Origin of the sequence: Bradyrhizobium sp. AZCC 2289, from assembly GCF_036924615.1 — a bacterium.
GTDB lineage: Bacteria > Pseudomonadota > Alphaproteobacteria > Rhizobiales > Xanthobacteraceae > Bradyrhizobium.
Genome location: NZ_JAZHRY010000001.1, coordinates 433066 through 455366 on the forward strand (window position 1 = coordinate 433066; position 22301 = coordinate 455366).

General features: G+C 61.1%; 24 protein-coding genes and 2 pseudogenes. 9 read left to right on the plus strand and 17 right to left on the minus strand.

All coding sequences use genetic code 11. The features are described 5' to 3' along the window. Positions 1-1155: 1155 nt before the first annotated feature. Positions 1156-1515: pseudogene (locus V1289_RS02290) on the minus strand (DUF4347 domain-containing protein); the annotation flags it as partial. A gap of 956 nt (positions 1516-2471) precedes the next feature. Between V1289_RS02290 and V1289_RS02295 the strand changes: the two are divergent. The 4 genes from V1289_RS02295 to V1289_RS02310 all read left to right on the plus strand — a co-directional run bounded on the left by V1289_RS02295 (position 2472) and on the right by V1289_RS02310 (position 6471). Then, positions 2472-3068, plus strand: a complete 597-nt coding sequence (locus tag V1289_RS02295; protein WP_334395454.1) for a hypothetical protein — start codon at positions 2472-2474, stop codon at positions 3066-3068. Positions 3069-3373: 305 nt separating this feature from the next. Then, positions 3374-3655: a hypothetical protein gene (locus tag V1289_RS02300; RefSeq protein WP_334395455.1), complete on the plus strand. Its 282-nt coding sequence runs from the start codon at positions 3374-3376 to the stop codon at positions 3653-3655. 1010 nt (positions 3656-4665) lie between these two features. Beyond that, positions 4666-5169 carry a hypothetical protein gene (locus V1289_RS02305; RefSeq protein WP_334395456.1) on the plus strand — a complete coding sequence of 168 codons (504 nt, stop codon included), beginning with the start codon at positions 4666-4668 and terminating at the stop codon, positions 5167-5169. Between the two features lie 414 nt (positions 5170-5583). Next, positions 5584-6471: a dienelactone hydrolase family protein gene (locus V1289_RS02310; protein WP_334395457.1), complete on the plus strand. Its 888-nt coding sequence runs from the start codon at positions 5584-5586 to the stop codon at positions 6469-6471. A gap of 74 nt (positions 6472-6545) precedes the next feature. On the opposite strand, the gene V1289_RS02315 is transcribed toward V1289_RS02310, so the two are convergent. The 3 genes from V1289_RS02315 to V1289_RS02325 form a co-directional block, all read right to left on the minus strand. Then, entirely contained in the window at positions 6546-6695 is a 150-nt protein-coding gene (locus V1289_RS02315; RefSeq protein WP_171985529.1) for a hypothetical protein, read from the minus strand. Between the two features lie 109 nt (positions 6696-6804). Continuing rightward, the gene (locus V1289_RS02320) at positions 6805-7314 is read right to left on the minus strand and encodes a hypothetical protein (RefSeq protein ID WP_334395458.1); all 510 of its coding nucleotides are present in this window, start codon (positions 7312-7314) and stop codon (positions 6805-6807) included. Positions 7315-7458: 144 nt separating this feature from the next. Beyond that, on the minus strand, positions 7459-7878 hold the full coding sequence (locus V1289_RS02325) for a hypothetical protein (RefSeq protein WP_334395459.1): 420 nt from the start codon (positions 7876-7878) through the stop codon (positions 7459-7461). 115 nt (positions 7879-7993) lie between these two features. Here V1289_RS02325 and V1289_RS02330 point away from each other — a divergent pair, with 115 nt between their 5' ends. Then, complete coding sequence (locus V1289_RS02330) at positions 7994-8224, plus strand: hypothetical protein (RefSeq protein ID WP_334395460.1); 231 nt, start codon at positions 7994-7996, stop codon at positions 8222-8224. Between the two features lie 57 nt (positions 8225-8281). Here V1289_RS02330 and V1289_RS02335 read toward each other — a convergent pair whose 3' ends face one another. Both V1289_RS02335 and V1289_RS02340 read right to left on the minus strand, forming a co-directional pair. Beyond that, positions 8282-8812 carry a gamma carbonic anhydrase family protein gene (locus V1289_RS02335; RefSeq protein ID WP_334395461.1) on the minus strand — a complete coding sequence of 177 codons (531 nt, stop codon included), beginning with the start codon at positions 8810-8812 and terminating at the stop codon, positions 8282-8284. Between the two features lie 106 nt (positions 8813-8918). Then, positions 8919-9248, minus strand: a complete 330-nt coding sequence (locus V1289_RS02340) for a DUF6949 family protein (protein WP_074275345.1) — start codon at positions 9246-9248, stop codon at positions 8919-8921. 218 nt (positions 9249-9466) lie between these two features. Here V1289_RS02340 and V1289_RS02345 point away from each other — a divergent pair, with 218 nt between their 5' ends. Further along, entirely contained in the window at positions 9467-10180 is a 714-nt protein-coding gene (locus V1289_RS02345; protein WP_334395462.1) for a hypothetical protein, read from the plus strand. A gap of 18 nt (positions 10181-10198) precedes the next feature. On the opposite strand, the gene V1289_RS02350 is transcribed toward V1289_RS02345, so the two are convergent. Both V1289_RS02350 and cysE read right to left on the minus strand, forming a co-directional pair. Further along, entirely contained in the window at positions 10199-10417 is a 219-nt protein-coding gene (locus V1289_RS02350) for a DUF3126 family protein (protein WP_334395463.1), read from the minus strand. A 128-nt stretch (positions 10418-10545) separates the two neighbouring features. Next, on the minus strand, positions 10546-11373 hold the full coding sequence (gene cysE / locus V1289_RS02355; protein WP_309177786.1) for a serine O-acetyltransferase: 828 nt from the start codon (positions 11371-11373) through the stop codon (positions 10546-10548). Positions 11374-11596: 223 nt separating this feature from the next. On the opposite strand from cysE, the gene V1289_RS02360 reads away from it, so the two are divergent. After that, positions 11597-12964 (plus strand): hypothetical protein, encoded by a 1368-nt coding sequence (locus V1289_RS02360; protein WP_334407228.1) that lies wholly within the window; start codon positions 11597-11599, stop codon positions 12962-12964. Here the strand turns inward: V1289_RS02360 and V1289_RS02365 are convergent. Together V1289_RS02365 and V1289_RS02370 are read right to left on the minus strand one after the other, a co-directional pair. After that, positions 12950-13702, minus strand: a complete 753-nt coding sequence (locus V1289_RS02365; protein ID WP_309177787.1) for an alpha/beta fold hydrolase — start codon at positions 13700-13702, stop codon at positions 12950-12952. The genes V1289_RS02360 and V1289_RS02365 overlap by 15 nt on opposite strands. Before the next feature lie 58 nt (positions 13703-13760). Beyond that, positions 13761-14912 (minus strand): hypothetical protein, encoded by a 1152-nt coding sequence (locus tag V1289_RS02370; RefSeq protein WP_334395464.1) that lies wholly within the window; start codon positions 14910-14912, stop codon positions 13761-13763. 235 nt (positions 14913-15147) lie between these two features. Between V1289_RS02370 and V1289_RS02375 the strand changes: the two genes are divergently transcribed. Beyond that, positions 15148-15393: a zinc-finger domain-containing protein gene (locus tag V1289_RS02375; protein WP_074275340.1), complete on the plus strand. Its 246-nt coding sequence runs from the start codon at positions 15148-15150 to the stop codon at positions 15391-15393. Between the two features lie 7 nt (positions 15394-15400). Next, entirely contained in the window at positions 15401-16615 is a 1215-nt protein-coding gene (locus tag V1289_RS02380) for an FAD-dependent monooxygenase (RefSeq protein WP_334395465.1), read from the plus strand. Between the two features lie 19 nt (positions 16616-16634). Here the strand turns inward: V1289_RS02380 and V1289_RS02385 are convergent, their stop codons facing one another. The 7 genes and pseudogenes from V1289_RS02385 to V1289_RS49465 all read right to left on the minus strand — a co-directional run. Continuing rightward, positions 16635-17090, minus strand: coding sequence for a hypothetical protein (locus tag V1289_RS02385; RefSeq protein ID WP_334395466.1), 456 nt, complete (start codon positions 17088-17090; stop codon positions 16635-16637). 321 nt (positions 17091-17411) lie between these two features. Further along, complete coding sequence (locus tag V1289_RS02390; RefSeq protein WP_334395467.1) at positions 17412-18284, minus strand: alpha/beta hydrolase; 873 nt, start codon at positions 18282-18284, stop codon at positions 17412-17414. A gap of 552 nt (positions 18285-18836) precedes the next feature. Continuing rightward, entirely contained in the window at positions 18837-19508 is a 672-nt protein-coding gene (locus V1289_RS02395) for a hydrolase (RefSeq protein WP_334395468.1), read from the minus strand. A gap of 390 nt (positions 19509-19898) precedes the next feature. Next, positions 19899-20366, minus strand: a complete 468-nt coding sequence (locus V1289_RS02400) for a carboxymuconolactone decarboxylase family protein (RefSeq protein WP_334395469.1) — start codon at positions 20364-20366, stop codon at positions 19899-19901. A 12-nt stretch (positions 20367-20378) separates the two neighbouring features. After that, entirely contained in the window at positions 20379-20783 is a 405-nt protein-coding gene (locus tag V1289_RS02405; protein WP_334407230.1) for a cupin domain-containing protein, read from the minus strand. Between the two features lie 285 nt (positions 20784-21068). Further along, on the minus strand, positions 21069-21686 hold the full coding sequence (locus tag V1289_RS49460; protein WP_442896160.1) for an FMN-dependent NADH-azoreductase: 618 nt from the start codon (positions 21684-21686) through the stop codon (positions 21069-21071). A 231-nt stretch (positions 21687-21917) separates the two neighbouring features. Next, positions 21918-22193, minus strand: a pseudogene (locus V1289_RS49465) (tryptophan 2,3-dioxygenase family protein); the annotation flags it as partial. Positions 22194-22301: the final 108 nt, after the last annotated feature.

The following is a 22301-nucleotide window of genomic DNA, read 5'->3' on the forward strand; positions in this document are numbered from 1 at the left end:
GCCGGTCGTTGTCGCCGCGATCGACAGATTGAATGTGCCGGTCGTTTCACCCGCGGTGAAATGAAGCGCGTTGAACTGCGCCGCCGTGCCGCTCCAGGTCCCGCTCGCAGCCGTGTAGGTGCCACCGCTAAAACTGGCCTGGCTCAAATCGGTCGGCAGACCGGTGATCGTCACATTGCCCAGCGCGTCGTCGTTGTCCGACACCGCGTCGGTCGTACCCAGCGTGACTGAGCCGCCTTCGCTCACTGTCTGAGCGAAGGTCCCGCCCAGAACAGGACCCTCCGGAACCGGGTTCACGGTCAGCACATAGGCATGGGTCGTGGTTGCGGCTTCGGCGCCCGTCGTTGTCGCCGCGATCGACAGATTGAATGTGCCGGTCGTTTCACCCGCGGTGAAATGAAGCGCGTTGAACTGCGCCGCCGTGCCGCTCCAGGTCCCGCTCGCAGCCGTGTAGGTGCCACCGCTAAAACTGGCCTGGCTCAAATCGGTCGGCAGACCGGTGATCGTCACATTGCCCAGCGCGTCGTCGCTGTCCGACACCGCGTCAGTCGTACCCAGCGTGACTGAGCCGCCTTCGCTCACTGTCTGAGCGAAGGTCCCGCCCAGAACAGGACCTTCATGTTCGACAGCGCTTGCAGAGGCGGTCGCAGAGCCGTTGTTATTACCCTGCTGAGTAAATGTGAACGTAATGCCGAAGTTAGTCTCCGTGGTGGGGGAGTTGACTGAGCCGGTAAAATTTATCGCGTCTATCAACGCTTGTATTGAGGGCCAAGTGTTACTCGGACCACTCGTTTGGTTATCGTTCAAAGTGATCGTTAGAGGGGTACCCCCCGTTCCACCGGCAACCGTGCCAATGATCGTGCTGTTGTAGAGAACGTTCCCCGACCCATCCGTGGTAATCCCGCCTACATTGGAGATTCCGAGCGAATCCAAAGTATCGGCAGGCGGACCTGCCGGAAGTGAGACGACCAAAGTGGATCCGGCAAACTTGTTTCCGCCCTGGTCAGTGAAAGTCGCGCTTGGGGCGATTACAGTCGGCGTCCCGACCGTGTAATTGAAAGTTGTCACGCCAAGGTCAAAGGTGATGGTGTTCATCACCCCGGCGTAGCTCGCAATGCCGTCCGCAGTGAGCGGCGGACAAGTACTGATCGAACTGTACTCCGTCGCTAACGCCCAATGGCCGCCGAGAACAGTCGCGCCGACAAGATCCGTCGCAGCTGCAACATCCACACCCGTCGTACGCGACAGTGCCGCAACGAAGGCTGAACCGCGCGCGCCCTGCCCGGTCTGGCAGCTCCACAGCCGCAGATCGCCGTCGTCGCTGATCGCGCGACCGATCGATATTAAATCCTCCGCGTATTGATCTATATTTTCGACCGACAGTACCCCAGCCCCGAACGCCACTTCACCAGGTCGTCCATGTGCAATGACGTGAATAGCGTCGAACTGCCCTTCCCTGCCCTGAACCGCTCGCGCCATCTGTCGCGGTGCTGGTTCATCATTGGAGAGCAGGATCGGTTCGACATCGGGGCGGAGGCCTTGAGCAGGGTTTCGAGGTCATCTACGCCGCGGTCGATGAAGGCGATCTCGCGCTTGGGGGGGACGGTCATGGAAGAAATCTCCACGGGAAATGAGGGGGCGGCGGCAGGCGCGTCGGTGTCGAAAATGCTTTTGGTGATTGATGCGATAACTTGATGCTTGGCCATAACGCTTCCTTGCAATCGGATTGATGGGAAAAATTCAGGACCGGTCGGATGGAATGGCTGTCAGCAAGGACAGCATGTCGAGGGGATCGCCGGGAGCGATCTCGGGTGGGTCGACGGACGCCGACGGATCGTTTGCAAGAGTTGCCGACGGCTCGATCGGAAGATCCGGTGATGGAGCGCCAGTCGAAATTTCCTGGAGGCGCGATTCAATCTCGGACCAATCGACCGCTGGCTCCGACCTCGCGGTAAATGAAACGCAACCCAATGCTCACTCCTCTACTCTGCTGACGCAGAGCAGGCGTGACCGCACTCGAAAATCAGTTCACACGAAACGCGACGCCCGTCTAAAAAATTTCGCGCGGCCGTGAGACCAAGAAAGCCACTTGTCGCTAATGTATTCTACGGTCCACCGTGAAAAGACTTCGACCACCGTAACCCTGCCCGCTTCGTGTTCGGTCCCGCACCACCGCCCACGCTGCAAATAATTTTTTTGTAAGTTTTTGACGTCCCTTTTTGAATCTCGACCCGCGCCGTCCCCGGAGTGATGACCGGAGTTCGAAGCGGTAAACTATTCCTTAACCTAACTTGCGTGCAACTTGTCGTAAATTTGCGTCAATGTCCAGATGCCGCGCTAATATACTTCCGCTTAACCATTAACTCCGGCGCGCCAGCCACACGCCGACTATTTCCCGCAATCCTACGGGGGGCGGGTCGGGAGCTGGCCCGGCTGGACCTGACTCTCCGTGGGGAGCAGCGTTCGATCAGATGTATCTGGGACTGTGCCAGGATCGGTTGTCCATCTTGACAGCTCTCGGATTCTCCACCGAACACGACCTTCCGCCGCCGGAAGAGAATTCAGACGCGATCCCGACGGCAGATGAAGAAACGGAACTACGTCAGATAGCCAGCGCGCTGACGGTCGCGGCGTCGGCCGCCATGCCAGCCGGTGTACTCGCTGCTACCCTTCTGACAGTTTCGAAAAACCCCGGCCTGTTCTTCACTCGCGAGCTTCCGGCGCCTGTCGAGTGGGCAATTGCGTGCGACTATCAGCGCAGCGGCGAGCCCCCAGGAACGCATTGGCGAGACGTATGGGGAGACCAGGTTGCGGCTTTTCCAGCAGAAGTCGAACAACCGACCGACGTGAATATCGCGAAAGCAGAAGGCGCCGCCATCGTTTCCCTTCAGAAAACGCGGAAGGCCGGACGGAAGCCCAATCGCGCTAATCGAATTCTTGCAGACCGATTGGGCGACATCTTTCGCAGGAGCGGGCAGCCGGTTCGCCGGCGCCGCGAGCCGGTCATGCGCCAGGCAAGGTGGTCTACGTGGAAGGCGGGCCGGTCTACGATTTTATTGAGGTTTTGAAACGCTGCGAGGATACCTCGGCGAACAACGACCTGCGCCGGTGACCACCGAGACAATCGTGCGCCTGATAACTGCCGATTTCCCGAAGGCCAGCTAGATCCGCAGCACGCAAGTCGATTTTTTCCACATTACCCGATTGTTCCCACAACCGGACTCTCGCAGAAACCATTCCGCTCCTGTTCCTCGATACCCAGCACAATTCCGCGCCAGCATAGAGGGCATCGCAACGGCAGATCGCGGCGAACAGGCGCAATGGCGCGAAAAGTCGTGGCCCACGCAGTCAGGAAGGCAAAGCGCGTTCGCGGATGAACGCGCTTCGCCATGGCCTGGCCGCGGCCACCATTGCTAGCACCGACGGCGATGCAACCACTGGTGACTCGTCTGTTGAGGCGATGTGTCAGCGTCTCCGCCAAATCGAGGTTGAACACGTCAAGGCTCTCAACGAGGTTGATATTTTGTCGAGATCCCAGGATCTCGATGCGCTGCATACGGCGGTGCGACGCCTCGCGGCGCTGGAACGCTACTCGCAGCGCTCGGATTCAAAACTGAGAAAAAACATCGTTGAGAAGGAGGTCCGCCCGCGATAAAGGTAAGTTCGAAAATTCGGCAGAACGAACCCAAACGAGATCTTCGTGAGAAGGCAGTAGCTTAGAGGATCGGTGTGCCAGCAATGATCGTGAGCGCGCTGTCGTAATCTGTTAAACGCCCTCAATGCCGAAAGAATCGACGAAACGCTGAAGGCTGAAAAGATTCCACAGGCGGCTTTCGCCCCTGATCCGTTTCGTTAGGCTATTCGTGCCGCGGACTCGACGAGAACAGACGGTCGAAGTGCGCGGGCCACGAGGGCTCGGTGATCCGCGCATGCTCCGGCTGCGCCAGGATCTCGCCGACCGGCTGAAGACACAACTTAAATTAAAGCCAACCCCGGACGCGAACCGCTCTTTAAGTTCAAGGAGGGTGGTCGCTTCAAGCACCTCCTGCTCCGCGCCACGATGGCCGTCTGCCGCCTGCCGTGCTCGAAGCGCCGCCCCACCGGATGGAAGAAGCCGAAGTTCCGACTCGACTTCGTCGGGTTCCACACCTTCCGCCACACATGGGCGACGTTCAGGGGCTCGCCGGTACCAAAAACTGGAAGGATGTCCGCAGCGTCGCACGCTACTCGCACGTCGTTCCGCGTGATGAATGGGGCAGTGTGGATAGCCTTCCGGAGTTGGGGAACAAACGGGCAAGAGCGAGCAATGAGTGAAATTCTTAAATATTATCAATGGGCGAACCTTCCTTCCCCAAAGGCTGGCCGCAACTTTTTTGGGGACCTGACACGTGACGCAAAACCCCGCGCGGAACCGAAAGCGCCAAACGCCGGGCTCGGAGCGACAGTCGCGCGGCGCTTATCCGGGCTCGCAGCCCAGCGGTTACTACGGAACATCCGGCGCGAAGCGAACGTGCGCGCAGGCCGTCAAAAGCCGTTTTGCGCCCAAAATCCCGGTTTTTGGACGTTCTAGCTGGAATCCTGCACCAATCCGGCAAATCCCCGGTTTTAGCCACGTTGAGGTTGTGGTAATTGGGAACTTTCAAATTATGTCCGGCTTGGAGTCTCATGATCGAACTCGCCCCCCGGAATTCCAATATTGGCTCCATCACGCGTATCGGCGTGCAACCCATCGCGATCGGCGCCGTCGCCCTGATATTCGTTGTGCTGGGGATCGGCTCTATCGCGCTCTGGCGCGCCTATACCGGCAATGCGCCCGAAACGGATCGCGTGGTGGCGATCCGCCAATTGCAGGCTCGCACCGCCCAAGCGTCCGAGCAACTGGTCGAAAAGACCAAGGGCCTCGAGGCCACCCAGCAGGAATCGATCGACCAGCTGCAAGTGGTCCAGGACCAGTTGCAGACCGTGCGTCGCCTCCTCGCCTCGCAGCAGACCGATACCAGGAAGCTTTCCGAACAGGTCGGAAGTCTGACCGAAGCGATCGAGGGGCTGCGGCAATCGTTCGCGAGCGCGCAGGCCACCGAGCCTACGGCTGAACCCACCCGCAAGCGCTCGGCCAGGGCAAAACCCCACGCGAGTACGCACCGCAAGCGCGGCAAATCGAACGGCTGACAACCGCTGGCGCCGTTTTCGGGGGAAGGCCCGCCCGACGCCAGATGCCAGTCGGGGCAGCCGGTCCACGGCCATAGGCGTTTTCCATGGCGACCGCGGCCTTGGGCCGACGACGCGCATTCGTCGTCGCGAAGCCCTGCTTCCGAGCCCCGCCGTGAATTTTCTTCGCCGTTTGTGAACTGGTTCACATATGCCCGTGAGATTCGCGGTCATGCTGCAGTTCACCGGATGGCGTGAGCCGATTTCAATATCCGGGGCTGGCAAGGTCGTTGACGGTATACTACGTCGACGGCCTTGTTTTTTGTGCCCCTGCAATCTTGAGACCGCACTTAAAGTGAAATCCTCGCAAGCAGGTGATTTGCGTTTGGCTTCAATTGTTTGCTGAATGCGCCTCCCAAAGAGGAGGAACTTTCAATGAGTGCCGAACCCCTGCTGACTTCAGACATCATCGGGCTGACAAAAATCGCGCCGTTTTCCCGCCGCGGGTTCATGACCGCGTCGGCCGCCGTGACGGCCGGATACACCCTTGCCGCCGGACCGGTGCGCGCCGACGTGATCAAGACCGACACCAATGGCCTCACCGCCGGCGACACCAGGATCAAAGTCGCTGACGGCGAAATGCCCGGCTATTTCGCGCGGCCGGCCGGCGTCAGCAATCCACCCGTCGTACTGGTGGCGATGGAAATCTTCGGCCTGCACGAATACATCAAGGACGTGACCCGGCGCCTGGCCAAGCTCGGCGCGTTCGCGGTCGCGCCGGATTATTACTTCCGCAAAGGTACCGATCTCACCAAGATCACGGACATCCCGCAGCTGATGCCGATCGTGAATTCGAAGCCGGACGCGGAATTATTGTCCGATCTCGACAGCACGGTGGCCTGGGCCAAGTGGCAGGGTGGCGATACCTCCCGGCTCGGCATCATCGGGTTCTGCCGCGGCGGACGGACGGTGTGGGAGTATGCGGCCCATAGCGGCGCGCTCAAGGCGGGCGCCTCGTTCTATGGTCCGCCGGTCGATCCGCCCAACCCGCTTTGGCCAAAGAGCCCGCTGCAGCTTGCGCCGGAGATGAAGGCGCCGGTGATTGGCCTGTACGGCGAAGCCGATACCGGGATTCCGGTGGCGCAGGTGGAAGCATTAAAGGCCGCACTGGCCGACAACAAGAAAACCGCCGAGTTCAAGATCTATCCGGGCGCGCCGCACGGTTTCCACGCCGACTATCGCGCCAGCTATCGCAAGGAAGCGGCCGACGATGCCTGGAGCCAGATGCAGGCCTGGTTCAAGAAATACGGAGTGTTGAGTTAGCTGGCGTTCGCCGCCTGGCGCCGAACGCCGATAGCGCGCAGCGAGAATGCTGCGCGCTATCGGCCCCGGACGAGCTAGCCGAAATGATCGCTGGAGAAGCGATCGCTATTGCGATGCAGCTTGGCGATCCGCGGCTCGATTTCCCAAAGCATCCAGACAAAAGCCGTTCCAAGACTGACAACGACACCCAGGAACACCAAGGTCAAAGCCGGGGTTGTGAGCATGTTCAACATTCCTGATGCGATGCAAGCGGCGTACCAGCAGACGAATCGCGGCCTCGGCGATTAAAACACCGGGGCCGCGGGATTCATCCCGATATTGGGGCAAGCGGGATTAGTTGCAAACCTGAACCTGCCGGACACGCCAGCCATAGGGGGTCAGCACCTGCTGCTGGGCGAGGTAGCAGCCGCCGTCGCCGTAATAGTCGTCGTAGCCATAATTGGCGTAGTACGGATAGCCGTAGTCATCGTCGTAGTAGCCGTAGGCTCCGTAACCCAGGCCGAAGCCGATGGCTGCGGCGGCAAGCGGAAATCCGCGGTGCCGGAATCCGGGGTGGAAGCCGCCGCGGAAACCGTTGACGGCGAAGCTGCCGCTGCGAAATGCGCCGGCGCCGATCGCGGCCGAACGGAAGCCGCCGCCGCTAATGGCCGCGGCGCGGAAACCACCGCCGCCCATCCCAATTCCGCCGCCGCGGAAGCCCCCGCCAAACCCGCCACCGTGGAAACCGCCACCGCCGTGGAAGCCACCGCCTCCGCCAAAGCCGCCGCGGGCCGACGCTGCATCCGGCGCCAGCACGGCAATTGAAGCGACCGCGAACAACGCGATCATCGTTTTGCGTAACATCACCCATCCTCCGTGCTCACTCGCGTTCAAACGCTTGACGCCTTCGGCGTCGGATCCCTGCAGATCCGGGATCAAATCTAGGACCGGTTCTCGCAGACCGCTTGATCATTCTGCTCACTTCTCCGCGACCGGCTGACAGTCACATCAGCAGCCGCGACAAATGCTTTTCAGCTTGCGATCGATGGTCTTGTTTTCCCCCGCAATCGCGGCATCGATATTCTGCGACCCGGATCCTGTGGTCATGCCGGGCTCAGTATTTACGCCCGAGCCCCCCGAGCCCGAAGACTGAGCCGTTCCGGCGCTGTTGGTGCCAGGCGCCGGTGGCGTTGAAAGCTGTGTCGAGTTGCCCGCGCCGGACGGCATACCGCCAACGCCCGCAGTCCCGACGCCGACCGAGCCGGCGCTGGGCGAACCGACGGTGCTTCCCGCGCCGGCCGAAGACCCGCTGGCAGCGCCACCTGCGCTTCCACCGCTGGCTCCGCCCGTGCTTTGCGCAGACGAAATGACAGTCGATACCAGAATTGCGATCACGCTAATCGCGGCCGTCACGGACGCTCTTTTCATCGCAAATCTCCTTTTCTGGTCACAACCGCGCCGTAAGGTCGTTGTTCCTTTCCGGAACAATTTCGATCGGCAATCATTGGATGAGTGTCTGCTGAAATGCAGGAGTCGATGACGCTTGCGCAAATTGATCGCCTTCGACGACGACACCTTCGACAAGCTGACCCAGCTTGGACGCGACCGGATGGCGACGATTCAGGAATTGGCGGATGAGGCGTTCGCAGACGTGCTGAAAAAGCACGGCATCCCCGTCGATCTCAAGGATGCGCTTCGCAAAAGCGCCGCGATCGACCGGGCGCCGGCAAAAAGCAAGGCGCGATCAGGTCCGGTGCGAAAAGCCAAATCGTGACGGCCGGCTCCAATTCATTGGTGACCGGCTTGTCCGGGGAAGACCGCGGCTCCGTCTTCAGCCGATCTTCTTCATGCCGTTTTTGAATCGCGGCCCGTTGAGGGCGTAGAATTTCGCAGCGCTTCCCATCGCCGTCACCTGTTCGGGCGAAAGCGTGCGGATCACGTTCGCCGGCGAACCGATGATCAGCGAATACTCGGGATATTCCTTGCCCTCGGTGATGAGGGAACCCGCGCCGACGATGCTGCCGCGGCCGATCTTCGCGCCGTTCATGACGATCGAACCCATCCCGACCAGCGCGCCGTCTTCGAGCGTGCAACCGTGCAGGATGACGTTGTGACCGACCGTGCAGTTCGTTCCGATCGTGAGCGGAAAGCCACGATCGGTGTGGCAGGTCGAATTGTCCTGCACGTTGGACCCTTCGCCGATCTCGATCCACTCATTGTCGCCGCGCAACACCGCGCCGAACCAGACGCTGGCCGAGTTCTTGAGGCGCACCTTGCCGATCACGGTTGCAGTGTCGGCGATAAAGTAATTTCCGTCCGCGGGAAGATCGGGCGCCTGCCCATCCAGTTCGTAAACCGCCATCGAGTTCTCCTGTTCGCGGAGACCTTATAGCGTTTTCGAGCGAAGTGGATACCGGTTCGCGTGAAGAAAACGCGTCCAAAAAAGCCAGACCAGAACCGGTCAGGTGCTAGGCCAGCACCCCGGCGGCGCGCAACGTCATCAGGAAGAACGTACCGGACATCAGGCTCCAGAACCCGGCAATGACGGTCGCCATCATCACGAATTCAAAGCGGCGGCGTTCGATCTTGGCGCCGCGCAGCGTGTTGCGCATGATGATGAAGGGCGCGGCAAAGACCAGGAAGGGGACGGCGGCAAACGTCTTCGGCGCCACGCCCTGCTGCAGCAGCCCGAAACCCGCGGGACGCTCGGCCATGGCCTGGTAGCCGCTGGCAAGGGCGCCAGCCAGCGCGAAGCCGATGCAAAGGGAGAACAGGGAATTCAACGCATCGGGGGACATGGACACTTCCACTACTCGACAAACCGCGCCCTGCTTTCGCAAAATTGGCAGCCTGCCGCCACAGCATCCTTAAGGAAAGGTTAACAAGGGGCCGCCGCGGCCGCGTTTGCGCGGCTCGTGTCGCCTTGACTTCGGTGAAATCATGCGGAAATCGGCTGGCGCATGGCATATTCGAGCACTGATTCGGCGTTAGCTTCGAACCCTACGATGCCTCGTTCATGACCTTGCTTTCGACGGCCCAGCACATCGCCCGCGACACGCGCAAGGACCCGCGCGGTCACATGATCCTGATCATGGTCGCGGGTACGATCACCATAGGCGCGATCGCCCTGGTCGCCTTTCTGTTGTGGCCGACCTGGGGAAGCGATCCTTCGAGCGGACCGGCACGATTGCCGGTCAGCATCGGCGCAACGTTGTTCAATGTGCCGACGACTGCAGTGCGCATGAAAATCCAGCGCCACTCCGGTCCGCAGGAGCGCGTCGATCTCAGCTTCATGTTCCCTTCGCTCGAGCCGCCCGAGGCGCCGAAACACGTCAGCGCCGACACGGTCGAGGAAAAGCCGCAGCCGATCGACCGGATATTCCTGTCGCTATCGGCGCATCACGACACGCTGGCGCCCGACACCCGCGTCCGCACCATTTATCCGCGCTATCTGGAGCAGGACTCGACACCGATCGATGACGGATTGTCGATGCGCGCGTTTCGCGACGGTTCGCCCTACAGCAACGAAGACCTGTTCTCAGCGAACGCGCCAAGCCTCAGCGCGCGCTGCACGCGCGATGGCGCAACGCCTGGAATGTGCCTGAGCGAGCGCCGTGTCGACGGCGCCGACCTGACGTTCCGCTTTCCACGCAGCTGGCTTGGACAATGGCGCGACGTCGCAGGTGCAATGGACCGTCTGACGGTGCAGTTGCACGGGCCGAAGGGGTAGCGGCAGTTTCGCCGCACCTCACCCCTGATCGACCAGATCTTCCTCGAGGATCGCCATCTGAAACTGGAATGAGCGATCGTCGTCTTCGTCATCGACGAACAGCACGCCGATGAACTCCTCGCCGATATAAACCTCGGCCGAGTCATCCTTTTTGGGCCGCGGCACCACGCGAATCCTGGGATTGCCGAACACGCGCTTGAGATAGGCGTCGAGCTTCCTGACTTCCTGAACGTCCACGGCAGTCTCCAATCGGGTCGAGGTTTTCCGGGGAGTTTTAGGACGGTACGCCGCGAACCGCCAGAGCCTTTTCGGCCCTGACCGGATCAGAATTGCGCCAAATGCCCGAGGTCAGAAAGCGAGCAAAATCAAAGCCCGATCGCGTTGAGCATCTGATCCATGGTGCGTGACGGCTCGGCGCAGCCGGCCTCGCCGACGATCTTGGCGGGAACACCGGCCACGGTGACGTTGTGGGGCACGGGCTTGACCACCACGGAACCGGCGGCAATGCGCGCGCAGTGACCGATCTCGATATTGCCGAGAATTTTCGCGCCCGCCCCGATCAGCACGCCGTGGCGAATTTTGGGATGGCGATCCTCGTTCTCCTTGCCGGTGCCGCCCAGCGTAACGCCATGCAGGATCGAGACGTCGTCATCGATCACGGCGGTCTCGCCGCAGACGAAACCGGTGGCGTGGTCGAGGAAAATACCGCGGCCGATTTTGGCCGCCGGATTGATGTCGGTCTGGAATGCCGCCGACGATTGGCTCTGCAAATAATAGGCGAAATCCTTGCGGCCCTTTCTATAGAGCCAGTGCGCCAGCCGATGGGTCTGAAGCGCGTGAAACCCCTTGAAGTAGAGCAAGGGATCAATGAACCGCGTGGTCGCGGGATCGCGGTCATAGACCGCTACCAGGTCGGCGCGGAACGCGTTGCCGAGATCGGGTTCGTCGCGCAGCGCCTCGTCATAGGCCTGGCGGATCAGATCGCCCGAGAGCGCCGAGTGGTCGAGCCGCTCGGCAATCCGATGGATCACGGAATCTTCAAGGCGATCGTGATGCAGCACGGTCGAATAGATGAAGGAGGCAAGCTCGGGCTCGCGGCGGACGATGTCTTCCGCCTCGCCTCGCACACGATCCCAGATCGGATCGAGCGCCGCCAGTTTCGCACCCTGTGGATTGACCTGATGCACTGCCATGGGTTGCTCTCGCGATTGTTTGGTTTACGCATTATAGCACGGCGGGCGAACGACTGTCCCAGGCAGGCGCCGGCAAAGTAACCCCATCCGAACGGCCCGCCCTGGAGACGTTCTATCCAAGTGGTCGGGATTTTCGGGAAATCAAGCCGGGTCCGCTGCAACTATTGACGGATTTCGACCGCGCCACCATTCCGGGCATGGTCCCCCAAAACGGGGAAACGTCATCGACACGCAGATTTTACGGGCGCGGTTCGCCGACTCGCGGTCGGTCTGGATCGCCGCCGTCGCGGTCCCCCTTTTGTTGCTCGCGCCTGCCCTGTGGAACGGCTATCCGCTGCTCCAGTGGGATACCGGCGGCTATCTGGCGCGCTGGTATGAGGGCTATTTGGTGCCGAGCCGATCCACGGTGTTCGGCCTCTACCTGCATTTCGGCGAAGATTCGAGCTTCTGGATCAATCTCGGGATTCAGGCGCTGGCGACGCTGTGGATCGTGCAGCTGACGCTGCGCGTGCTGGGCATGGCCCAGCCGTTACGGCTGCTGGCAATGAGCCTGGCGCTGATCCTGACAACGGCCCTGCCGTTTCTCGCGAGCATGCTGCTGACCGACATCTTTGCCGGCCTGTCGGTGCTGTCGCTGTTCATCCTGGTCCTGCAAGGAGAGAGGACTTCAACCGTCGAAAAAATCTTGCTGTTTGCCTTCACGGCCTTCGCCGCGGCGACGCACAGCGCAACGCTGGCGGTGCTGCTCGGATTATGCTGCGTTGGGTGGACGGTGCGCCCGTTCCTGCGCGGACGGGTTCCTGTGTCCGGACTGGCGCAGGGCAGCCTCACCATCGTCGCCGGGGCGGCCATGCTGCTGTCGGCGAATTTTGCGTTGTCGGGACAATTGGCCTGGACGCCCGGAGGGTATGGCGTCGCGTTCGGACGGATGCTGCAGGACGGCATCGTTACGCAATATCTGAGGGATCATTGCCAACAGCAAAAGCTGAAGCTCTGCCCCTATCGCGACCAGCTGCCGGCTACCGCCGACCAGTTTCTGTGGGGCAACAGCATGTTCAACACGCTCGGCCGCTTCAAGGGCTTGAACGACGAGATGGGATTCATCGTGCTGCGTTCACTCGCTGAATATCCGGCCCGGCAAGCCGAGGCCGCGCTTGCCGCCACCGCGCAGCAACTCACGCAGGTCGCCACCGGCGAAGGCACCAATGCCTGGATCGGCCACACCTACGGTATCATCGAGCGTTATATCCCGTCGCAGGTGAAGCCGATGCGCGCCGCGCGCCAGCAACAATGGCGCCTCGACTTCACCGCCATCAACCGCATTCACGTCCCCGTCGCCCTTGCGTCGATGGTGCTGGTCGCGATGCTGTTCGCGGCCGGCTTGCGGCGCGGCCGGCTCGACGATCTCACGCTGCTCGCCGGGACCGTATCGCTTGCCTTGCTTGGCAACGCCTTCGTCTGCGGCGTGATCTCCGGACCGCACGACCGCTATGGCGCGCGCATCGTCTGGGTCGCGACATTCGTGCTGCTGATCGCCGCCGTCAGATATTCCGAAGGCGAGACCGAGCCGGATGACCTACGCTCTTCGTGACAGAAAATCGAGAACGCCTTCCTTGTAGACCTTGTCGCCGACGGCGCGCATGTGATCGCGGTTCGGAATGTCGAGCACCTGCGAGCCCGCAATGATATTGCCCAGCGCTTCGGCCGAGCCCGCGATCTCGTCCTTGCTGCCGACCGCGATCAGCACCGGTACGGCGATGGCAGCCGCCTCCTCACGCGTCATCAGGCGCCGCGAGCCGCGCAGGCAGGCGGCGAGCGCCAGGCGGTCGGAGCGGGTCTGGTCGGCAAACGCGCGAAAAGTCCGTCCGACCGGATCGGTCACGTCCTCCAGCGACGGCGCTTCCAGCGCGGTCGCGACGTTCTCGCCGGGGCCGCCCCCCTCGATCATTCCGATCCCAATGCCGCCCAATATCGCCGAGCGCAGGCGCTGCGGCTGCTCGCGCGCGAGCACGGCCGTCATCCGCGATCCCAGCGAATAGCCCATGATGTCGGCGCGCGCGATCTGCAAATGATCCATCAGCGCGATGACGTCGCCGGCCATAATAGCGATGTCATACTGCGCGGCATCGTAGAGCTTGGCGGAATCGCCATGGCCGCGATTGTCGAGCGCGATCACGCGGCGGCCGTTTTTCTTCAGCTCGGAAACCCAGGTGGGATAGACCCAGTTGACGTTCTTGGTCGAGGCGAAGCCGTGCACCAGAACGATCGGATCTCCCTCGCCTTCGTCGAGATAGGCAATTTCGACAGCGCCGTTGTGAAAACTCGGCATCATCATTTCCATATTGTTTTGGGGATTTAAGGCTTGACGATCGATAATGACCGCAAGCCTAGCCGTGCGCGAGCGCGCTTGCCAGCGGGACTTCCGGGGGTCCGGCGGCCGCCGCGAGCTGTTTTCGCAGCCGCCGAGCCTTCCTGGCCCGCAGCCACGCCAGGGTCAGCCGTTCCGTGGTCGCCTTGATCGACGACAGCAAGCCGAACAGCGCCAACAGGGCGCCAAATACCCAGGATGCGAGATTAAACGCGCCGGCAGCCAGCAGAAGAGCGCCGCGGCCGAACAGTTTCAGGATCGCGCGGGTCTGACCGCCCCTGGATTCGGCCAGTCGTGCCGCGCGCGCGACGTCCTTCGGGCCTTCGGCGATCCGCAGCGTATCCAGCGCGCCGCGCGTACCGGCCGCCTCACCGACGCGGCCGACGTCCTTGGCCAATCGAACCAGCGCACCGGCCTTCTCGGCGCGAAATGCCGCCTTGATCGCGCTGACGGTCTCGCCTGGCCGCAGCACCGAGCCGGTGGCGACCGCCTGCTGCAGGACGGGCGCATCGACGACTTCGCGCGCCGAACGGCCGGCCCATTGCGTCAACCCCTCACCCAGCCGCCCGACCTTGCGGGCATCCTTGACCATCGTCAGGCCGGCACGTATCGGCGCCACGCCGCCGACCGACACATACGTCGCTGCCGTGACCGCAAGGCCAGCCGTGGCAAGCCCCAGCACCAGCCGGTCGGTATCCTCGCCCATCGCCAGGTGCTTGCCTTCGCGCACCACATCCCTGATGTCGCCGAACACGAAGAGATCGCCTGCAACCGTCCCCGACAGGCTCGCGACGTCGTCGGCATTGCCGGTCACCAGCCCCGTAGCGAAGCCCTTGGCGAAGTGCGAGGCCGATTTTTCCTCCGCAACGGCATCGCTCACCCGCGTCGTCAGCGCGTCGCTGAGGGCAAGGTTTTTCTCGCGCGCGAGCTCGACAAAACTGTTGGCGAGATCGGCATCGCGAGCGGCCAGCGCCGCCTCGATGTTTTGCTCGACCAGCGCCGGGTTATTTCGCAGAGCAGAATTGATCCTGATATCGGCGAGTTGCGCGGGCTCGTCCCGTGCCGCCAGGATAGCAAAGGCGTCGCGCGCATACGGCGCCAGCAGCGCGAGCGCTGCCGCGCACACCGCCATACCAGTCAAAGCCAGACCGAGCCGCCGCGTCCGTTTCATGCCAAAAACCCCAAGGTTTTCGCTGCCCTCAAAATAGTATGCCGCTTTTTAGACACAACGGCCCCGACGAAAGAAGGGCTTCTCTGGGACGACAAGATTGTGTCGAATTTGCATGAGCAAATGAGCGGTCGGGGCTCTAGGAATCAACTGTTCCCGCCAGTATGGTGCGCGGCATTTCGCGCTGCCGCATCGCGTTGATTGCGTCCGTCCGTCATTGCCATTCAAGGTGAGAATAATGTCCGACCATGTCGTCCCGCACTTCCACAACGATGCCGGCGTCTCGGTGATCGAGATCGGCTCGCAGGAATTCATGTGCGTGGGCGCCAATCCGCCGTTCGACCATCCGCACGTTTTCCTCGATCTCGGCAACGACAACGAGATCATCTGCCCGTACTGCTCGACGCTCTATCGTTTTGCGGCCGACCTCGCCGCCGGCGAAGCGCGCCCCCCTGAATGCGTGCTCAAGGACAGGGTCGCCTGACCGGTCCGTGGCTGCGACGCGCACCATCATCGTCGCTGGTGCCGGGATCGGGGGACTGACGGCGTCGCTGACGCTCGCGGCACGGGGCTTTCGCGTCGTCATCCTGGAAAAGGCCGAGCGGCTGGAAGAAGCCGGCGCCGGCCTGCAACTTTCACCCAACGCCAGCCGTATTCTGGTCGAACTCGGCCTGAAGCCGCGGCTCGGCCCTCGCGCCGTGACGCCAGATGCAATCAACATCATGAGCGCGCGCGCCGGCGGCGAGATCGCGCGCCTGCCGCTTGGCGAGGCCGCCTCATTTCGCGCCGGCGCGCCCTACTGGGTGGTGCATCGCGCCGACCTGCAGGCGGCGCTGCTGGCCGAGGTCAACGACAATCCCGACATCGATCTGCGGCTCGGCTGCCAGTTCGAGGACGTGACCAGCCATGCCAAGGGCCTGACAGTGGTCCAGCGCAGCGGCAATGCGCGGCAGCAGGAACTGGCAGTGGCGCTGATCGGCGCCGACGGCATCTGGTCTGCGGTACGCAATCATCTGTTCCCGGAGGTGCAGCCGCAATTCTCCGGCCTGATCGCCTGGCGCGGAACGCTCGATGCCACGGCGTTACCGCGCGAATATACCTCGGCGCGCGTGCAGCTCTGGATGGGGCCTAACGCCCATCTCGTCGCCTATCCGATCTCCGGCGCGCGGCAGATCAACGTCGTCGCCGTGGTGCCGGGGATCTGGAACAGGCCGGGCTGGAGTGCTGCGGGCGACGCCAACGAAATCAAGAACGCGTTCTCGTCGCAATGGCCCGCGACCGCACGGATGCTGGTCGGCGCGGTCGACGAATGGCGGCGATGGGCGCTGTTCACGGTGCCGGACCATGGCGAATGGAGCGACGGCGCGATCGCACTGCTCGGCGACGCCGCGCATGCGATGCTGCCGTTTGCCGCGCAGGGCGCGGGAATGGCGATCGAGGATGCCGCGGTGCTCGCCCAGGTTCTGAGCGAGGGTGTCCTGAGCGAGGGCGCCGGCGAAAATATCGCTGCGATCCCGGGGGCCCTGAAGCGCTATGGCCGGCTGCGGCGCGCGCGGGTGTTTCAGGTCCAGCGCGCCGCACGACGGCAGGGGCGCATCTATCACCTGACCGGACCGTTGGCGTTCGCCCGCGACCTCGCGATCAAGGCGATGGGCCCACAACGCATGCTGGCGCGTCAGGACTGGATCTACGACTGGCGGGCGTGAGCAAACGCGCGGGCCACGCTCAATACACCGCGCTGCCGGCACGCGACGGACCGCCCTTGACGCCCGGCCCCGGAGAGCGCGCGGGAGGCGTCGCCGTCGCGGCGGCGGGCGCAGGCGCCGCGGGCGGCGTTTCATGGCACTTGTTGCGCCGCCAGGCTTCATCGGCGAGTTTGGACTGGGCGCGCACCGAAATAAGGTCATTGCGGTAGGCCATCTCGGCCACCACCGGCCCGGCGACGCCGGTCTCGGCCTTCGCCATCAGACCCTGCAATTCGGCCGCGCGCGCAGCGAGACCTTTACGCTCCGCCTCCAATTGCTTGCATTCATAGAGATCGTATTTGGCGGGATCGGCGAAGGCCGGCGACATGGTGTCGCCGATCTGCGCGCAGCCGGACAGGGCGATGCCGAGCGTAAATAGCGCCAGCGCCACAATGGCGCGCGAAACGGGCTGGCAATGGGACAAGCGAGAGAACATCGGACCTTCATATCCGGACAACGTTGAGATTGCCTAAAGCAGCCCCAGGTGTCCGCATTGAGGCTTTGCTTATCGCACTTCCCCTTCGCCGGTAACGCGCTAAGTATTCTGATCTCCCGACCAAAGCGGACGTGGCGGAACGGATAGACGCAAGGGACTTAAAATGCCTTGCGACTCCTGAAAGGTCTCATCTTTGTTGGAAAACGCGATCTCGCTTTCGGCATCAACCTGCCGGAACGAAGCGAGATTTGGAAAACATTTCTGGGGGCCTCAGATGGCCCTTGCAGTCGACACGCTGCTGCTGCGACCTTGGCGCCGTCGCTATCCCGCTTCGCACGTTTCCACTAATCGCCTAAGGCTCGCGCAGAGTTTGCTCTCCTTATCAATAAAGCCCGCGATTGCCATAAAGTGATTCGCTTCAGGCTGTTCAAATGACCAGCCCCTGAGTCCCGCGGCCTTCCAGGCGTGCAGATAGTCCGCCGACTGTCGTCGAAGCTCGGAACTCTCAGCGCCACCCACACTTACAAACAAGGGTGGCACGCGATCCGGCAGGCGAAGAAGTGGGCTCTGAGTTTGAACGATGTCTTCGGTGAGCTGAAGCATGGGCTGCAGCCAAGAAAATCGAAGCGGCCGCAAATCAAACAGCCCACTGATTGCAAAACCTCCCCGGATCACGTCGCGTGGCAACCCATAATCCTCCATCCATCGGGTGTTCAGCAGCATCGCAACCTGGTGGCCGCCAGCGGAATGTCCGGCCACGTATATCCTGCGCCGACTACCGCTGAACGTTTTGCTCGAACGCTGAACCCAGGCGATCGCCGCCCGGGTCTGACGCGTGATTTCGGGCAGCGTGACCTTCGGACAAAGTGCGTAATTAATTATCACCACCGTGAAGCCGAGCGCGACCGGTCCGCGCGCAACCCAGCTGAATTCTTTACTGCTGTTCGAACGCCAGTACCCGCCGTGGATAAAAACGAGAATAGGCGCGTCGGGATCTTGAGCCGGAAAGATGTCGAGCGTCTCTTCGACCGTCGGTCCGAATGGCACGTCGAGAAGGCACTCAAGTTCGTCGCGTGCCTTCTTGCTTTCATTGATGTTGAACTCGGCGTACCGTTGAAAGTCGGGCGCCGACTTCTCAACGTCGTATTCCCTGTCGATTTCCTCCTGAGTGGCGAACTGTCGGTAGAGCATCATAATTCCTCCAATAGACGATGAGCAGGTAGACCCGGATGCCCGCCCACAAGGCTGGAGCCGGAGATGTGAGCCAGGTTGAGTTCGAGCTGCCGCGTCGGATCAAGCTGGAACTGAGTCATGGCCAGTCCGGGCGCGATGAGCCCGCCAGGTCCGGCCGCAATGCGCCAATGAAGCAAAATCGTCACCGGCGTGGAGCTGGCTCTCTTGCGCCCGACGCCCGCCAAAGCTGCTAACTCTGACGCTCGAATGCCGCGCTAATGATGATGTCGACGTCGTCGCTGAAGAGAGGCACTTATGTGCTAACGCCGAACTCGGTCGGCTTAATCTTCGCGGACGCATCGAAGCCCATCGTATAGTGCTTGCTGAGCGGATTGACCCCCTGCCCCGTGGAATACTGCGTGCAGAACGACCGGCTTCGTCGTTCCATGCAGAGTGAGATCGCCGACACAAAGGCCTTCCCGGATTGCGGAAACCGGTGGGCATCGAAGCTCGATATCAATAGGACCGGCGCTCCCACGACTCAGACGCTGCGGTCGCGCCGGACCGCAATTTCTATGCGGCAGTGAGCTGGGCCGCCTTCGAGGCGCTATCGTGCCCACCCAGCGCCCACTTGGAGAAGAAGATCTGAGTGCCGAATGCTGTGTGCGCCTTCATGATGTCGATCACGCCCTGATACGTTTCCTGACGGCTCCAATCCTGCTGCAGTTCGTAGACGAAATGCTGTGCGGTGGTTGGCACGGCGCCGGCCTGGATCATGCGGTCGACGGCACGTTCATGGACCTGAATGCTGGTATCGCCGCAGGCGTCCGCGACAAAGAACACTTCATAGCCGCGCCGGAGGCCCTCGATCACGTTGAACGCGGCACAGGCGCCCGTCCAGAGGCCGGCGATGACGAGGCGCTTGCGACCCGTTGCTTCGACGGCCTTCACAAATTTGGGAGTGAGCCAGGCGTTGATGGACGTGCGATCGACGACCTCGTGACCCGGAAAAACCCCTTCGGTGACCTCCGGAACGAACGGACCCGCGAAAGTCTCCGCCGTGACCGTCGACAGAACCGTCGGTACGTTAAAAAGCTTCGCGCTCTTGGCGATGATCTGAAGGTTGTTCTTGATCGCGTTGCGGTCGTGGCTCTCGACACCCATGAACATCTGGAGGGGCTGAAAATCGATCAGCACCAGCGCCGCATCGTCGGCTGAGAAATGGCTCGTGAAGTTGTTCGACATGCTTAGCTCCTCTGGACTGCGACTGCCGCCGGTCCTCGTTGTTGACAAGGTGACCCTAGGTGTGAGATTTTTTGTCTGCAATGTCATATACCCCTGAAATACTGCCAACCGTTCCCGCCGCAGATCTCCTCGCCCGCTGCGCGCTTTTCGTGGCTTTTGAGGGCAAGAGATTGCTCGATCTGACCGGCAGACCCATTCCAACCGCATCGAGTCTTTTTTGCTCAGGGTGAGCTCGAAACCGTACTCGACGACCGGGCACCACCGCGGCAGATCGAGTTTGCGATATCATTGAAGCACTCCGTACGCGCGTGCCGGCACCGACTCCAAGAACGCCGCACAGAGAAACAGCCACCGGACGAATGCTAAGCGCCCGGTGACAAGCAGGCCTGCTCAGCGTTCTGCCGAATGCGCAAGCACGGCCTGAGGTTGATTCCGAAAGCCGATGGCCATTCGGTTGTACGTATTCATAAGCCCAATAGCGATCGTCAGATCGACCAAGTCCTTCTCGCTAAATACGGTACGTGCGGATTGATAATCCACTTCCGGTATTGCGGTCTCCGCCACGCGTGTAACAGTCTCAGCCCATGCGAGCGCGGCCCGCTCGCGCTCATCGAACAGAACTTCCGCCTCACGCCAGACTTGCACCAGCGCCAGCTTCTCGACTTTCACACCCTTCTTCTGAAGGACGCGGGTATGCTGATCCAGGCAATAGGCGCAGCCGTTGATCTGGGATATGCGAAGATAAACAAGCTCGACAAGCACGTCAGAGAGGCCAGACTGCAGGATATAGCCATATACTCCACCGAGGGCCTTCACGCCTGCAGGCGCAACTTTTGTGTAGTCGATACGTACGCTCATGAAAGGGTCTCCTTATCGATCAGGGGTGGTGAGTTCTTTATCTGCCGTGTCGACAACAAACACGGCAAGCAACTTGGCTGGCTCGGTGGCGCTTACATTTCTTCCCAAGACATGATGCGCGCCCGGGGTCTCGAAGAAGCTCTCGCCAGCCCGGTAAGTACGCGCCGGCTCACCCTCGACCTGACTTTCAATCGTGCCCGATACGACGTAGGCATAGATGAACGCTGACTTCGCATGATGATGTGGACGCGAAGAGCCGCCCGGCGGATAATTCACCTCGACGGCAACCAACGATTTCCCGGGAAGATTGGGAATGGCATGCGCAAGGTTCGTTGCGACGGTTTCATGAATATCATCAGCTACCGCGGGCGTCGCGAACACGAGGGCGGTCGCGACCATCAATGGATTGATTTTCATCTTCACCGTGTCGCCTTTACATTAAAAAGCTTCGCGCTCTTCGCGATGATCTGAAGGTTGTTCTTGACCGCGTTGCGGTCGTGGCTCTCGACACCCATGAACATCTGCGGCTGAAATCGATCAGCACCAACGCCGCATCGTCGGCTGAGAAATGGCTCGTGAAGTTGTTCAACATGTTAGCTCCTCTTAAGTGCTTGCGCCCAGGCGGTCGCGTTCAATGAAGATAACTACGGTTAATCCCCTTGCTCCTTAGCGCGAAGCCAGAAAGCACCTAGATTGCCGGCATCAGGCCGCAGCTGCCGATAGTATCTCGCCGTCAAGCTCCGTCACATAGTCCCGGAGAGGCTGATGCCCTTGGTCCACGGCCAAAGTCCGAACAGCAAGAATAATATTCACGTCGGAGATGCCGATGAAGCCCAACACTTGGCGTAAGTAGTTGCTGGCCATGTTGGTCGAAGCGAACGGGGCCCCTGGTGAAAAGTCGCCACCCGTCGAAAGAATGACGGTCGCTTTCTTGCCCTTGAGCATACCTTCGTAAGCGGTTGAGACAGTCACACCCGAACGCACGATTTGATCGATGTATGCCTTCAGAATGGCTGGTATCGAGAAGTTGTACATAGGCGTTCCGATCAGAATGTGGTCCGCCGATTTTATTTCGGCCACAAGATCGTCTGACACTTTGATTGCAGCCGCACTTTCCGGCGAGTGCTGCTCCCGTGGAGTGAACGCCCCTCCAATCCAATGAAGGTCTACAAACGGAATGTGAGACTTGAAAAGGTCGCGAACGACAACGACTCCGTGGGGATTTCCTTTCTTCCACTGTTCGACGAATCGAGTCGTGAGATTACGCGAAACGGACAACTCGAGTCGTGGGCTAACCTCGACGACTAGAAGGGTCTTCATGGCTGCTCCTAATAGCTCTTCGGAGTCCCAGCATCGTGCCGTGACTGACAGCCCCACATTAGAGTGCACCTGCCTCCGTAGAAGTTGGCTCTTCCGGTACGCATCGTTCACATTCTCCGAACGATGATCAACAACCTGCTTCGTTTGCTCTGCCGGTAGGCCTATGATTTCACGTGAGGACATGTGCCGATAGGTCCATCCCTGAAGAGCCGTGTCTCGACCGTGTCTAGCTCCGACCGCCGCCAAAATCGGCATCAAGTCCGACGGGGTGATCCAAGATAGAGACCGCCAAGTCGCGTTCAGGGGTTCGTGGTGGTCCACCACTCTGAGCAAGGCTTCGTGAGCCTCCGCCAGATTGTCCTCGCGAAGACAGGCCTGAGCTGCCTGCATTTCCTTTACTATCAGCGCCCAATAGAGTTCTTGGACCTGAACGTTGATCAGGAAGGCATACTCGCCGGGATGGTCGCTCACTGTTTGCTGAAGCGTGTGTAGAATTTCGGTCTGCAACTATGCGCTATACGGGGTCTGGTTTGTTTTTTTTCCGTCTGGAATTTGTGAATGATTGGGAGAAGACCCCATCAGGCGGGGTCTTCTCACTTGATTGGCAGCTCACAC